This window comes from Curtobacterium sp. SP.BCo, assembly GCF_051903265.1.
Classification (GTDB): domain Bacteria; phylum Actinomycetota; class Actinomycetes; order Actinomycetales; family Microbacteriaceae; genus Curtobacterium.
This window is the reverse complement of sequence record NZ_CP194337.1, coordinates 2,990,508-3,004,281: the sequence shown is the minus strand read 5'-3', so window position 1 is coordinate 3,004,281 and position 13,774 is coordinate 2,990,508. Positions and strand designations below refer to the sequence as shown.

The window sequence follows — 13,774 nt, the reverse complement described above, 5'->3', positions numbered from 1 at the left end:
CTCGCGTCACCAGCCGAGGGCGGCCAGGAGCTCCGACACCGTCGTGATCGTGGGCCGGCCGAGCTCGGCGACCTCGATCCGGCCCGGCCGGCCGAGCGCGCGGTCCGCGCGCAGCACGGACACCGCGGCGATCCCGGTGTCCCGCACCGGCCGGACGTCCACCGTCGCCGGCCTCGTGGTTCGGTCCACGAGCACCGCGACCGAGCGGCCGAGCAGCGACGGGTCGGGGGCCTCGGCGATCGACGCGAGTGCCGCACGCACGTCCGCCGTCCCCTCGGCGGTGGCGCGGCCCACCACGACGAGGCAGGTCTCCGGGGTCGAGGCGAGCGCAGCCGCCGGTCCGACGTGCGCACCCATGTCGTGCACGGTGACGCGGGTGGTCGCGGGCTCGAGCGAGGGCAGTCGCGCGGCGAGTTCGCCGCCGGAGTGGTCGGTCGCCTGCACGACGACACCGAGCCGACCACCGATCGCGTCCGCGAGCAGCGCCGCGACGGTGGTCGTCCCCGTGCCGCCGGCGACGCCGGTGACGATGACCGTCCGGGCACGCTGCAGCGCTGCACGACGTGATCCGGGCATCGGGGGGAGCGGGGCGGACGTCGGGGGGAGGTCGCTCACGAGCCGTCCTCCACGAGCACCTGCGCGCCGGTCGCGGCGGCGAAGCCCCGTGCGATCTCGACGCCGACGTCGCCGGCCGCACCCCACGGGGCCCACGCCTCGGTCCACCAGACCGGGACGGCGACTGTCGACCAGGGCGCCAGCCGCGCCAGCTCGGACGGGTTCTCGACGAGCTCCGGGACCTGCACGCTGAGCACGGCGTGGCCCCGGCGGTCGACGACCTCGGTCACCGCACCCCCGTCGAGCGTCCGGACCCGGAGGTCCGGGGCGACGTCCGCACCGGCCTCCACGAAGTGGGCGAACTCCGGGGCGTTCGCGGACAGGATGAGGACGTCACGGGGCATCGACGGCTCCCTTCGGGTCGAGGACGGTCGTCTGGCCGGCTGTGTCCGCCCGCACCGGCGTGGCCGCGGGGGCCGACGGGAAGTGCGCCACCTGCACGATGCGCGGTGCGGTGCCACGACGCACGAGTCGGCCGCGTCCGGGTGGGAACTGCTCGGCGTACACCTTCGGGAACACCTGGCCCTCCGAGCGTTCCCCACTGAGCACGAGCCCGGTGGCACCGGAGTCGCGGACGGACTGGATCACCGTGTCGTACATCGCCCGGGCGGCGCCCGCGACCGGTCGGGTGAGCACGACGTGCAGCCCGAGGTCGCGCGCGGACGGCAGGTAGGGCATGAGCGGCGCGAGCGGGTCCGTCCCGGCCGAGGCGACGATGTCGTAATCGTCGACGAGCACCACGATGCGCGGCCGCGGACCGGTCGACGTCCCGGCGGCACGCTGTTCGAGCTCGGCGGCGATGGCGGCCGCGAGCCCTCGGGCGTCCCGGCCGTTCGCCGCGTGCCCGCCGAGGAAGTCGTCCGGGGTGCCGGCGGCCGCGCCGCCACGGACGTCCATGAAGGCGAGCACGAGCTCGTCCGGCGTCGACCGTTCCATGAACCCGGCGGCGAGCCCGCGCAGGAGCGCCGTCTTGCCGCTCGCGGTGTCGCCGAACACGAGCAGGTGCTGGTCGACGGACGGGTCGAACGCCACGAAGTCCATCGTGTCCTGCCGCAGGGCGAACGGCACCGTGTTCGGGGTGGCGAGCGCATCCGGCAGCTCGGTCGGGTCGAACGACTCCGGGAGCAGGCGGATCGGTGCCGCCGCCGGACCGCCCCAGCTGTCGGCGACGCGCTGGGCGAGGGCGGCGAGCTCGTCGCCGACCGCCCCGTCGTCCACGTCGTCGAGGACCGGGAGCGCGACCTGGCCGAACAGCTCGTCGCCGGTCAGCACGCGACCCGGCTCGCCGGACTTCAGGGTGGCGGCCGCCGCGCGGGCGATGGTGGAGTCGGCGGGGTCGTTGAGCCGCAGTTCGAACCGCTGGCCGATGAGCGGCTGGTTCGCCAGACGCAGCTCGTTCCACCGGGTGAGGGCGACGACGACGTGGATGCCGAAGCTGCCACCGCGCTGCAGCAGGTCCCCGAAGGCGTCCTCGAGCTCCTCGAACTCGGTGCGCATCACGCCGAAGCCGTCGACGAGCAGCACCACGTCGGCCGAACCGAGCTCGGGCACCCGTCCGGCGGCGTGCCGGGTGCGGAGCATCGTGAGCGAGTCGATCCCGTGGTCGCGGAACACCCGCTCACGGAGCCGGATCATCGCCTGCAGCTCCTCGACGAGGCGCAGCAGTCGGTTCCGGTCCGCGCGGGTGGCGACGCCGCCCACGTGCGGGAAGCCCTCGATGCGCCCGAGCCCGCCGCCGGCGAGGTCCATGCCGTAGACGCTGACCTGCCGTGGGGTCGTCGTGAGCGCGATCGACGCCGCGACCGTGCGCAGGAAGGTCGTGCGGCCGGAACCGGGCGCGCCGATCACCGCGACGTGGCCGCCGCCCTGCGTGAGGTCGAGCAGCCACGGGCGCTGCCGCTGCCGTGCCGGGTCGTCGAGCAGCCCGATCGGCACCGTGATCCCGCTGCCCGCGGTGGCCGCGTTCGGGTCGAGCACGGCACCGAGCGCGAGCCGCGTCGGCAGCGGCGGGAGCCAGACGGGCGTCGTCGCGCGGTCACCGCGGCCGAGCCGTTCGACCGCCTCGTCCACGACGCTCCGGCCGACGTCGGGCGTCTCGAGGATCGCCTCGCCGGGCTCGTCGTCCTCGGACGCGAGCGTGTTGTACACCGGCAGCTCGAACGGTTCCGGGGCGGTGTCGGCCGACGACACCGCAATCGCGGCCGCGGGGGTCGCGTCCTCGACCGGGCCGGACACGTAGCCGGAGCGGAAGCGGGTGTAGACGCTGGTGTCGACCTTGAGGTACCCGTACCCGGGCACGGCCGGCAGGTGGAAGGCGTCCCCGGTGTCCAGGACGACCTGGCTCTCGGCCTCCGAGAACGTGCGGAGTCCGAGCCGGTACGACAGGTACGTGTCCAGCCCGCGGAGCTTGCCGGCCTCGATGCGCTGGCTGGAGAGCAGCAGGTGCACGCCGATGGACCGACCGATGCGGCCGATCATCAGGAGCAGGTCGACGAACTCCGGTTCGGCGGTGAGCAGCTCGCCGAACTCGTCGATGACGAGCACGAGGTGCGGCATCGGTGGGAGCTCGGGCCGGTGCGTCCGCAGTTCACGGTAGTGCGTGATCGACGGCGCAGCCCCGGCGTCGCGGAGCATCTCCTGTCGGCGGCGGACCTCGCCGGCGATGGACGCCCGGGCACGCCGGGTGAGCTGGGGGTCGTCGGCGAGGTTGTCGATGAGGCCAGCGACGTGCGGCAACCGTGCGAACGGTGCGAACGCGGCGCCGCCCTTGTAGTCGACGAGGATCATCGCGAGGTCCTCCGGCGGGTGCGACACCGCGAGCCCGAGGACGAGCGTGCGGAGCATCTCGCTCTTGCCGGAGCCCGTCGCCCCGATGCAGATGCCGTGCGGCCCCATGCCGAGCTGCGCCGACTCCTTGAGGTCGAGCAGCAGCGGGGCACCGAAGTCGTCGACGCCGATCGGCACGCGCAGGAAGTCCCGCGGCGCCCGGGGTCGCCAGGTCCGGTCCGGGTCGATGGTGGTGACGTCGTCGACACCGAGCAGGTCCGTGACGCCGATCGCCGCGGACGACTCGGCGCGTTCCTCGGCGTCGGCGGAGAGCCGCAACGGTGCGAGGGCACGGGCGACCGCGGTGACGAGGGACGGCGCGACCGGGTCGCACACGGCGGCCTGGACGGGGGCCGGCTCGCCCTCCGCGACGTCGCGGGCGTCGACGATCTCGAGCGAGGTCGTCGTGGCCCCGGTCGTCGCACCGGTTCCGGCGGCGACGGGCGTCGACCGTGCCGTCACGCGCACCCGCACGTCGGACGGCTCGTGCAACCGGTCCGCGACGAGGTGCACGACCGTGATCCGGAGGTCCTCCGGTCGGGTCTCGCCCTCGGGCAGGGCCAGCGGGACCGCCACGCTGCCGTGCTCGTCCGCGAAGACCACCAGACGCGGCAGGTCGCTGCGCTTGCCGGAGTCACCCGACCGCCGCCACATCGCCGCGGTCCGGGCTCGTTCGCCGAGCTCGCCGGCCAGCGCCCGAGCGAGGGTCGGGACGTCCTCGGCCACCCGCCGTGCCCGCAGCGGCCCGTCGAAGGTGCGCTCCATCCGGGCGTGCGGGAGCAGGTCGAACCAGTCCCAGTCGTCGGCGCGTTCGGCCGGGAACGCCGCCGCGAGGTGCAGGTCCTCGGGCGCGTGCAGTGCGGCGAGCTGCGCGACGAGGGCACGGGCCACGTCGAGCACGGCCGCCCGGTCGCCGACCACCGAGACGTCGCCGGCGTCGTCGAGCCGGAGCGCGATCGGCATCGCGTGCACCGTGCCGTAGTGCTCCGCCACCTGCTCGAGTTCGGCGAGCATGAGCGGGTCCAGGGGCTGCACCGGGTTCTGGTCCGGCGGGACCGCCAGGTCGAGCCACCCGACGTCGCCGGACCCGACCCGGACGCGCAGGAAGTCGGCGTGCGCACGGCGTCGTTCCCAGAGTCGGGCGGGGTCGCCGACGAGCCGGGGGAGCGTCTCCGGCGCGGGGTCGACGTGCTCGGCGCGTTCACGGACGGCGGTCGTCCGGGCCCGTAGGTCACCGCGGAGTTCCTCGAGGTAGTCCAGGTACCGCTCGCGCTGGGTGCGTCGGTTGCGGACCGCGTTGCCGCGCTGCGTGAACGCCATGCCGAGGCCGCCGACCAGCGCCACCACGAAGACCAGGGCGGCGACGACCATGAGCACCGGGTTGTTGCCGCGCAGCACGACCATCATCACGACGGACGAGATCGCGCCGACGACCGGCAGCAGTGACTGCAGCGGGATGCCCCCGCTCGGTCCCTCGGGCAGCTGGGGCGGTGGCGCGAGCTGCTCCGCGTCGGGACGGACGAGCGGTGTGGAGACCCGCGCGGGCCGGTGCACGATCCGGTTCACCGGGACACCTCCGGGGTGGTGGCGGTCGCGGTGGGCCGACGGTCGACGGCGGCGTCCACCAGTGCCGCGGTGAGCTGGATGAGGGCGATGCGCGAGGCCGTGGGGCGGTCGCCGCCGCGGGTGGTGCTCGGGTCGTTCGGGATCGGGTGCACGGCGTGCCCGGGCCAGTCCGCGGCGGTGCGTGCGGCACGCAGTCCCGCACCGGTCGTGTCGACGGGCACCACGATCACCCGGGAGCCGGGCGCGTGTCGGCGGATCGCGTCGGCGTGCGCGACCCCTTCCTCGACCGACGGACGGTCCGGTCCGGTGACGAGCGCGACGACGTGCGCGTCCGCCGCGACCGCGCCGAGGTCGACGAACGGGCTGCGGGAGCCCCAGTCGCCGACGACGACGTCGAAGAAGCGGGCGATCGGGTCCACGGCGTCGGTCCAGTCGGCGGGTGCCGCCTGGCGGGACGCCAGGCTCGGGTCGCCGGTGCGCAGCACGTGCAGCCCGGCGGACGTCACCGCCAGCCCGTCGGTCGCGTCCCAGGACGTCCGTGCGGCACTGCGCCGCTCCGAGGGCGGCGTCGGTCCGGTCCGGTCCGCGCCGGCGTGCGCGGCGAACGACCGCGTGCCGGCCGCGCCGTCCACACCGAGCACCCGACCGGACCGTCGTCGCGCGAGCACGGTGGCGATCGCGGCGGCCGTCGCGGAGCACCCGGTGCCGCCGCGCAGCGACGCGAAGGCGATCCGTCGGCTCGTCGGCACGCCCTGCCGGATCGCCCGGTGTGCGTCGTCGAGCTCGCGGGCGCCCCCGGCCACGCTGCCGAAGAACGCCCGTCCGAGTGCGGGGACCACGTCGTCGAAGAGCCGCATGGTCAGAACGTCTCCAGGAGTGCGGCGAACAGGCCGAACGTGCCGAGGAGCAGGGGCAGCATGACGACGACCGCGATGGTCTCCAGCACGTTGCCGAGCGACCGCAACCGGGCACGCTGGTGGGCGGCCGGCCGCACCCCGGCGAGCAGGGCGCCGACGACGCCGACCGCGGCGAGGGCGGCGAGGACCTCGACCGGCGCGGTCGCCGCGTGCCCGACGAGGCCACCGACCGCTGCGGCGACCACGGCGGTCCACAGCAGCACGCCCTGCAGCGTCAGGGGGAAGGCTCGGGTCCGGAGCGCGGCCACGACGACGACGGCGGCACCGAGGCCGATCGCCCACGGGTCCTGGTCGGCGACGAGGGCGGCACCCGCGACGGCGATCGGCGCGGCGACCGCGGCGGTCGTCCAGTCGAGTGCCCGGTACGCGTCGTCGAGCGCGGTGACCACCCGGTCCCGTGCCACGGGTTCGCCCCCGCTCACCCGGTCGTCGAGCCCGGTGAGGCCCGCCGAGGACATCGCGGCCGAGGGCAGCAGCCCGCAGACCACGATCGCGGCGATCGCCACCACGCCCCACCCCGCGGCCTGGGGTGCGGGGGTCAGCCAGGTCACCATGCCGAGCAGCGGCAGGACGACGCCGACGACGGCTGCGGTGCCGATCGTGCGGACGCGCTGCCCGATGCCGAGCCCGACGCCGAGCGCGATCCACGCCCAGACGAGCACGACACCGGCGATCATCGCGGGCTCGTCGCCCTGGCGTCCGACGAGTGGCCCGACCGCGAGGCCGACGGGCAGCGCGAGCCCGGTGGCCGCCGCGGTGAGGGCGATCCCCGTCCAGCGGGCACCGGCACGCCCGGCGATGAGCGCGGCGATCGCCAGGACGACCCCGCTGCCGACGAGCACGGACGGGAGCAGCGCGAGCGGGACCTCGCCGCCGTCGAAGGCAGCGCGCACCGAGGCGACGGTGAACGCCGCGACGAGCAGGGTGCCGACGACCGAGGCGGTGGCGCCCACGGACCCGGCGGCGACGGCCTGCCGTGCGGCGTCGCCCCAGCCGTCCGACCGGCGTCCGAGCGAATCGGCGACGGCGTCGGTCACGTCGGAGACCTCCGGTGGTGGCGGGGCGTCCGCACGACGGACGAGGTGCAGCACCTCGCCGTCTGCGATCTCCTGGGTGGCGGCGTCCGCGGCGAGGGAGACCTCTTCCCCGGTGACCCGCACGAGGGCGACCGGGTGCGCGCTGTCCGCGATCGGCTCGTCGAGGATGTCCACCAGACGGGGGAGCAGGCCGGCGAACGGCTCGTCGGACGCGACGACGACGTCGGCGCGACGGCCGGCGCCGACGACGGTCACGCGGGTGAAGTCGGTCACTTGGTGGTCTCCTGTTGCTGTTGCTGCTGGGCCGCCTGCTGCGCGAGGGCGTTCGTCACGAAGGAGTAGCCGAGGCACCCCACGCCGACGACCGCCGCGAGCACGACGCTGCCGATGAACCGCTTCACGTTGTCGTTCACGAGCCGGCGGTCGGCGAGTCGCCCGAGGACGAACGCCTGGCGCAGCCGTCGCCGGTGCGTCGAGACGCTCTCGAGCAGGATCGAGTCACTGTTCCGCGGCACGCTGCACCTGTTCCCTCGTCGCCTCGTCCATCCCCACCGCATCGGCCACCCGGTCACGTCCGAGGTGCTCGATCACCGCCGCGAGTTCCTCGACCGGGTTGCGGTCCGGTCGCCGGCCGAACGGCAGGACGACGGCCGGGATCCGCGGTCGTCCGGCGACGACGGCGCCGAAGCGATCACGCAGGGCCTCCGGGTCGACGCCGAGCTGCCGCACCGCGGGCGCACCGAGCAGCATCGCCACCGGGACCGGCGGCAGGGTCATCCGCGGCGCCTGCGCGAGGTCCGCCCGCCCCGGTCGGCGGAGCACCAGGGCGAAGAGCGGGAGCTGGGTCATCGCCAGCCGACCGAGCACCTGGGGCACCGCGGCGACCCGGACGTCGGCCACGGCGTCACCGGGGACGCCGACGGACAGCAGGCCGGTGGCGAGCTCCTCGACGCCGTGGTCGGTCCGTTGCGCGGTGATCGTCACGGCGAGCGGCGCTGCGGCCGAGCCGACGGCCAGCAGCCGGGTCGGCTCCGGCATCCGGTCGCGTGCGGCGGCGGTGAGCTGGTGCCGGTCCCACGGACGTCCGGCCGGTTCGTGCGTGCCCCACCCGGTCGGGGCGGCGCCGGTGAGCTCCGTGGCGAGCAGTTCGGTGGTCGTGCCGAGCACCGTCTCGGCCGCGGCGCGGTGCCGGACGGACGCGGACACGACGAGCTGGTCGGCCGTGGGCCGCTCCGGGCGCAGGTACGACACCGCCACCTCGTCGACGGAGGTCGGCGGACCGGTTCGCACGGCCTCCGGGAAGTCCTGCAGTCGACGACCGTCCAGGCCGTTGCGCAACCCGTCGTCGCCGCGGACCACCCAGGCGCCGCCGCTCTCGACGAGGGCCTGGCGGAACGCCTCGGTCACGACGGAGAGCCCGTCCGTCACGAGGATCGGTCGGGCCCCGGCGGCGGTCGCGCTCCGGAGCAGGTCCACCTGCGCGCGGCCGAGCCGGACGACGCCCGCTCGGCTCTCGTACCGCACACTGCCGTCGCCCGCCGAGTCGACGAGCGGGTGCTTCGCCACCGGGCGGACGTCGTCTCGCAACGGCTGCCGGAGGGGCGTCACGTGACCGCTCCGACCCGGTCCACGACGAACGCGTGGTCCCCGATGCGCACGGTCGACCCGGCGGCGACGGTGAGGTCGACGCCGGGCACGAGGTCCTCGAAGGAGCCGCCCGGCCGGACCACCGAGGTGCCGTTCGTCGAACCGAGGTCGCGCAGCAGGACGACGCCGTCGGCCTGCACGAGCGCCACGTGCGTCTTGGAGAGCGTGCGCGACAGGTCCGGCACGGCGACCGTCGCGACACCGGGCTCGGCCTCCGGGTTCCGGCCGACGACGCAGGTGCCGCGGAACCAGTGCAGCGCGCCGGAGTCGAAGCGGAGCACCGCGGCGTCCGCCGGGACGGACTCGTCGGCCAGCGGCGCCGCCGGTGGGGGCACGTCCGCGAAGTCGGCCACGGCGGTGGAGTCACCACCGGACCGACGCGTGGCGTCGAGACCGACCGGTGCCGCGCCTCCAGTCAGGGGTGCAGGTGCCGACCCGGGACGGACGCCGGCGGACGCCGCGGGCCCGAAGGCGGTGCCGAGCGCGGGGACGGCGGGCGAGAGCGGTTCGCGGCCGGCGCGCAGCGACGCGGTGAGGGTGCCGGTCGCGGCGGCCCACGGCCCGGACCCGGTCGCGCGACGGTGCGGACCGCGGCGGAGCCGCGCCAGCTGACGGACCGGACCGGCGGGCAGGGCGTCCTCCACGTCGACGACGCGGGTGCCGGTGAGCAGGCCGCCGGGCCCACGGCCGGTCCGGGAGGCGCGGATCGCCACGATCGCGGCCGTCACGACGATCCCGAGCACGGCTCCGGCGATCGCGGTGCCGACCGGGTCCGACGAGGGCACCGCGGTGTGCGCCAGGAAGAGGAGTGCGGTGCCCGCGGCACCGCCGAGCAGGCAGACGACGACGTCGACGAGGCGGGCGAGCGCCACGGTGCCCGCTCCGGCGACCGCGACGTCACGCAGTGCGTCGTACCCGGAGGACGCGACGGTCCGGCCGAGCAGCGCGCCGCAGTCGGTGCAGAACCGCTGGCCCTGCGTGGACGCGGCACCGCACCGTCCACAGGTCATGACCGGGACGACCGTCTCGACGACGAACGACGACATGCCTCACCTCCCATCGGCACGTCCGATCATGTCAGAAGGGGGACGTGACGCGTGTCGTTGCGTGGTCTAGGCTGCTCTCGTTCGCTGTCACCCGTACTGGGGTGGGGGGAAGACGACAGAGAGGATGAGCGATGAAGTTCGCGATGGGGGCACAGGTCCTCACCAACCTGACCAAGCAGACGTCCGGCGCTTCCGGTGACCTGGGGACCCTGGTCCGGAAGCTCGCCGACTCGGCCGAGCCGCTGCAGGGCCGCTTCAACGGCGCGGGCCGTGCGGCGTTCGACCGCTTCAAGTCCGAGACGGACACCATCGCCAACGAGCTGAACGGTGCGCTCGCGAGCGTGCTCCAGGGCATCTCGGGCATGGACCGCTCGTTCCAGGAAGGCGACCAGGACATGGCGCAGTCCACGAGCTCGCTCGAGGGCAGCTCCAACTTCGACGCGGCCCGCTTCAGCGGCCGCGCCTGACGGATCTTCGGGGAGAGGGAGAACACCATGAGCGGTGGCAACCAGGCAGATCGTCGCGACTACGACGTCGCGGCGTCGCAGAACGCGCAGGACAACTTCAACGCCGTCGCGGCCCAGCTCGAGGCGCTCATCGCGCAGCGTGACTCGGACGTGAAGGCCGCGATGGCCGACTACCAGGCCGACGGCGTCTCCGACGAGTACCACGCGAAGGAACAGCGCTGGAACACCGTCGCGGGCGAGGTCAAGCAGATCATCGCAACGCTGCGCGCCTCGCTGCAGTCGAACGACGAGTCCGCGCAGTCCGCCATCAGCAAGGCGAAGTCCGCCGTCGGCAACATCGGCTGACGTGGTCGACGGCTGGCGGGTCGACCCCGCGGGCGTCCAGAGCGTCCTGACGGCGGTCTCGGACCGCACGATCACCATGTCCACCGCCCTCGGGGGCTCGGAGGACGGCTCCGTCCAGGGCGTGGACACGATCGTGCAGGACGCGGCGACCGCCGCGCAGTCGCAGGTCGTCGGCGAGGCGATCGCCGGGTTCTTCGAGCACCGGAAGGCGACCCTGACGGGCATCCAGAACCGGGTCCGCGCATCGTTGCTCGGTGCTTCCGGGGCGACCCAGGCCGTCATCGACGGTGACGACGAGATGGCCGCGACCACGCAGGCCAACGCGGTCGCGGCGGCGAGGAACGGCAACTTCTCGGCGTTCGACGGCGCGCCGGGCGCGAACTAGCAGGGGGACGATCGGGATGAGTGGACTGGTCGACGTCGGGGAGATCCCGTACACCGACGTCGACACGTCCGGCATCACCGCCGGGGCCGGGAAGCTGCGCACGGTGGCGTCGGCCGTCCGCGACGGGACGTCGGAGATCCACACCGCGTGGACGCCGATCTCGAACTCGTACGAGGGTCCGGGCGACCAGGACCTGTACGACGCGATGACACCGATCGTGCCGCAGGGCACCTCGTTCGGTGACGACCTCGACAAGGTCGCGAAGGCGCTGGACGACTTCGTGACCGAGGTCACGCCGATCGTCGCGAAGCTCAAGACCTACGTCACCCGCGGCAACCAGCTGCACGCGGACGTCGAGCAGCACGACGGCGCCTGGGACGAGGACGAGACCCTCAACGGCGAGAACAACGACATCATCAACGGCGTCGCCAACCAGGTCGTGGCCTACCAGGCCGCCGAACGGACCTGCGCCAACACGATCCGCGGGCTCTCCGGCCTGCCGGCCCTGCACGCGATGACGGGGGACGACCCGGACGACGCGCTCGGCTACGGGTACAAGGAACTCCCGATGGGCACCGAGCTGCCGTGGGGGACCGCCGAGGCCCGCAAGGAGAGCTGCGGCGAGAAGACGCTGTACTTCGTGCCGAACCTGCTCAAGGGCGTCGTCGTCGACGGGATCTGGGGCACCGTGCAGGGCCTCGGCATGCTCGTCGGGATCGACGGCACCGGCTGGCACCTCGACACCCTCACCGACTCGTGGAAGGGCATGGGGTCGCTCATCGGCTACAGCGCCGCGGACGGCTCCTGGAGCTGGGGCAACGCCGGCGAGGCCTGGAAGGGTCTCGGCAAGGCCACCGTCGGCTGGGACGAGTGGGCGAAGGACCCGGGCACGGCCGCCGGGCAGGCGATCTGGGGCGTCGGCTCGCTGCTCATCCCGGTCGCCGGCGAGGTCGGCAAGGTCGGTGCGCTCGGCAAGGTGGGTGAGGTCGCGGGGACCGTCGGCAAGGCGGGCAAGTTCCTCGACCTCGTCGACGCCGGGGCCTGGGCCTCGAAGGGCCTGACGTCCGTGCTGCCGAAGCTCGGGGACCTGAAGGGCATCGTCTCGGCCGGGCTCGGCGACTCGCTGCACGGCTTCACGGGCAAGATCGCCGACTTCAAGACCGGCCTCGGTGACTTCCTGCACGGGCACCACGGCGGCGACGTCGACGTGCCGCCGGCGCGTTCGGAGTCCGGCGTCGACGCGACCGCGCACGGCGGTGGTTCGACGGTCGAGGCGCCGCCGGTGCGCGAGCCAGAGCTGGTCGGGGCCGGTGGGCACGGCGGGCACGGGGAGACCACCACGACACACGGCGGTGGCTCGGACTCCGGGTCGACCGGGGGATCCGGGCACGGCGGCTCGTCCGGTGAGTCCGGCCATCCGGTCGGCTCAGGGGACGAGGGCCCGGCGACCGATGGCGCCGGAAGCGAGGGGCAGCACGACGGCTCTGGGCACGACTCCTCTCCAGGAGGTGACCGGCCTGCTCCGCCTGCCGGCGGCGATCACAACCCTCCGCCCGAGACCCGGCCGGTTCCACGGCCAGACACCTTCGATCCGACCAGAGGCGACCAGTACGCCTCAGGCGATCCACTGCGGCCCGGTGAACCGACGCCCCACGTCCCGCGGGAGACGTACGACCAAGCGACGCACGAGTCTGGATGGAAGTACTTCGGGCGAGCGGACCGTCCTTGGGCCGACTACCAGGCGCAGATCGCGGGCGTCGAGCGGACGGCGGACGGCAAACTACCGGAGTACCGTCTGTTCACCGAAGACGGCACGACGGTGGATTTCGACGGTATGACCGAGCGGGGTCATCCGCCGCAGGAGGTCTTCCTCGATGCCAAGGCCTTCAGCCGAGGGATCGCGTTCGCGGACCCGGCCGGTCCCTACTGGAGCAAGCGGATCCCGAAGATGATCGAGCAGGCTGAAGACCAGCTCGCTGCGCTTCCGGACGGCGCTCGGCTAGAATGGCACGTGTCAGATCCGTACGCCGCGGACGCTGTCCGTCGCCTGCTGCGCGGAGCCGGAATCGACGGGGATGATCTGACGGTCATCTTCACGCCGATGAGAACGGAGTAGCCGGTCCATGCCCTTCCCGTCTTGGTTACGGACGACGCAGGTGACGGCTCGAGCCGTGTGGGATGCTCGTGGAGAGGAACCCGGAGCGCTGGCAGAGCGCATCGCTGTCCAGGTCGCCGCCTACGACGAACTCCTCGGAGCGGGCGCCCGGTGGGCGCTCGTCGAGGAAGACGACCGCGTCGTGTCCACCGAACCTTCGTCACTCACGCCCGTCGTGTCCGCGCACGTCTTCCGGGACGCCGAGGGAATCGAGTTCCCAACACGCGGCTACGTGCTCAACCTCGCGCGAGAGGGGAGCGCCGGGTTCATCTCGATCCGCTTCCGGGTCGGGTCCGCGAAGATCGTCCGCCGCATGCCGGCGAACGGGGTTCAGGTCACCATCGCTGGGCCGCTGCGAGAAGGGAATCGTCTGTCGATCGACGCGGATCTCGCCGAGGGCGTCCTCCGCGGACTCGCTCGAGCTTGGGACCCCGACTCCGCAGCCGTGTACGACGACGCTGGGGCAATCGCTTCCGAGGGACGAGGGAAGTTCGCACCGGTGATCGGGCAGCGCACCTGGGTGTCGGATCGGCTCGGGGCCGTCGAGACCTCGACGTCTGGAGTACACGTCGAGCGGGCGGACGGAGGCAGCTACCTGACGGCTGACGACGCCTTGGACTCCGAATCGGCTGTGCGTGAGGTGTGGGCGACTCTCCAGGCCAACGAGGTCACCGAGATCACCCGCGCTGCCTGATCCGGCGTCGGGGCGTCCGAGGCGATCCCGACGCTCGCTCGGGTACCGAGTTCGGTCGGCCGCACGGTGAACTC

Annotated in this window: 13 protein-coding genes; 5 read left to right on the top strand and 8 right to left on the bottom strand. The window is 73.7% G+C overall.

What is annotated here, in order from left to right:
- Nucleotides 1–6: 6 nt before the first annotated feature.
- Genes ACRQ4B_RS14170 through ACRQ4B_RS14135 form a run of 8 tightly spaced genes read right to left on the bottom strand, consistent with a single transcriptional unit; the run spans nt 7 to nt 9,654 of the window.
- Nucleotides 7–615, bottom strand: a complete 609-nt coding sequence (locus ACRQ4B_RS14170) for a hypothetical protein (protein ID WP_439692061.1) — start codon at nt 613–615, stop codon at nt 7–9.
- Nucleotides 612–959 carry a hypothetical protein gene (locus ACRQ4B_RS14165; protein WP_439692060.1) on the bottom strand — a complete coding sequence of 116 codons (348 nt, stop codon included), beginning with the start codon at nt 957–959 and terminating at the stop codon, nt 612–614. Before ACRQ4B_RS14165 ends, ACRQ4B_RS14170 begins: the two co-directional genes overlap by 4 nt.
- Complete coding sequence (eccCa, locus tag ACRQ4B_RS14160; protein WP_439692059.1) at nt 949–5,007, bottom strand: type VII secretion protein EccCa; 4,059 nt, start codon at nt 5,005–5,007, stop codon at nt 949–951. The genes ACRQ4B_RS14165 and eccCa overlap by 11 nt, the downstream gene beginning before the upstream one ends.
- On the bottom strand, nt 5,004–5,864 hold the full coding sequence (locus tag ACRQ4B_RS14155; RefSeq protein WP_439692058.1) for a hypothetical protein: 861 nt from the start codon (nt 5,862–5,864) through the stop codon (nt 5,004–5,006). Before ACRQ4B_RS14155 ends, eccCa begins: the two co-directional genes overlap by 4 nt.
- A gap of 2 nt (nt 5,865–5,866) precedes the next feature.
- The gene (locus ACRQ4B_RS14150) at nt 5,867–7,234 is read right to left on the bottom strand and encodes an EsaB/YukD family protein (protein ID WP_439692057.1); all 1,368 of its coding nucleotides are present in this window, start codon (nt 7,232–7,234) and stop codon (nt 5,867–5,869) included.
- Nucleotides 7,231–7,476 (bottom strand): hypothetical protein, encoded by a 246-nt coding sequence (locus ACRQ4B_RS14145; protein ID WP_439692056.1) that lies wholly within the window; start codon nt 7,474–7,476, stop codon nt 7,231–7,233. The genes ACRQ4B_RS14150 and ACRQ4B_RS14145 overlap by 4 nt, the downstream gene beginning before the upstream one ends.
- Entirely contained in the window at nt 7,460–8,569 is a 1,110-nt protein-coding gene (locus ACRQ4B_RS14140) for a DUF6177 family protein (RefSeq protein WP_439692055.1), read from the bottom strand. Before ACRQ4B_RS14140 ends, ACRQ4B_RS14145 begins: the two co-directional genes overlap by 17 nt.
- Nucleotides 8,566–9,654 (bottom strand): FHA domain-containing protein, encoded by a 1,089-nt coding sequence (locus ACRQ4B_RS14135; protein ID WP_439692054.1) that lies wholly within the window; start codon nt 9,652–9,654, stop codon nt 8,566–8,568. The genes ACRQ4B_RS14140 and ACRQ4B_RS14135 overlap by 4 nt, the downstream gene beginning before the upstream one ends.
- 131 nt (nt 9,655–9,785) lie before the next feature.
- On the opposite strand from ACRQ4B_RS14135, the gene ACRQ4B_RS14130 reads away from it, so the two are divergent.
- From ACRQ4B_RS14130 to ACRQ4B_RS14110, 5 genes are read left to right on the top strand one after another with little or no spacing between them, the layout of a single operon-like run.
- Nucleotides 9,786–10,121 carry a WXG100 family type VII secretion target gene (locus tag ACRQ4B_RS14130; RefSeq protein WP_079236509.1) on the top strand — a complete coding sequence of 112 codons (336 nt, stop codon included), beginning with the start codon at nt 9,786–9,788 and terminating at the stop codon, nt 10,119–10,121.
- Between the two features lie 27 nt (nt 10,122–10,148).
- The gene (locus tag ACRQ4B_RS14125) at nt 10,149–10,466 is read left to right on the top strand and encodes a pore-forming ESAT-6 family protein (RefSeq protein WP_092095528.1); all 318 of its coding nucleotides are present in this window, start codon (nt 10,149–10,151) and stop codon (nt 10,464–10,466) included.
- Between the two features lies 1 nt (nt 10,467).
- The gene (locus ACRQ4B_RS14120; protein WP_439692053.1) at nt 10,468–10,851 is read left to right on the top strand and encodes a DUF6507 family protein; all 384 of its coding nucleotides are present in this window, start codon (nt 10,468–10,470) and stop codon (nt 10,849–10,851) included.
- A gap of 16 nt (nt 10,852–10,867) precedes the next feature.
- A complete protein-coding gene (locus tag ACRQ4B_RS14115) occupies nt 10,868–12,967 on the top strand; it encodes a Tox-REase-5 domain-containing protein (RefSeq protein ID WP_439692052.1) in 2,100 nt (699 codons plus the stop codon).
- 40 nt (nt 12,968–13,007) lie between these two features.
- Entirely contained in the window at nt 13,008–13,700 is a 693-nt protein-coding gene (locus ACRQ4B_RS14110) for a hypothetical protein (protein ID WP_439692051.1), read from the top strand.
- Nucleotides 13,701–13,774: the final 74 nt, after the last annotated feature.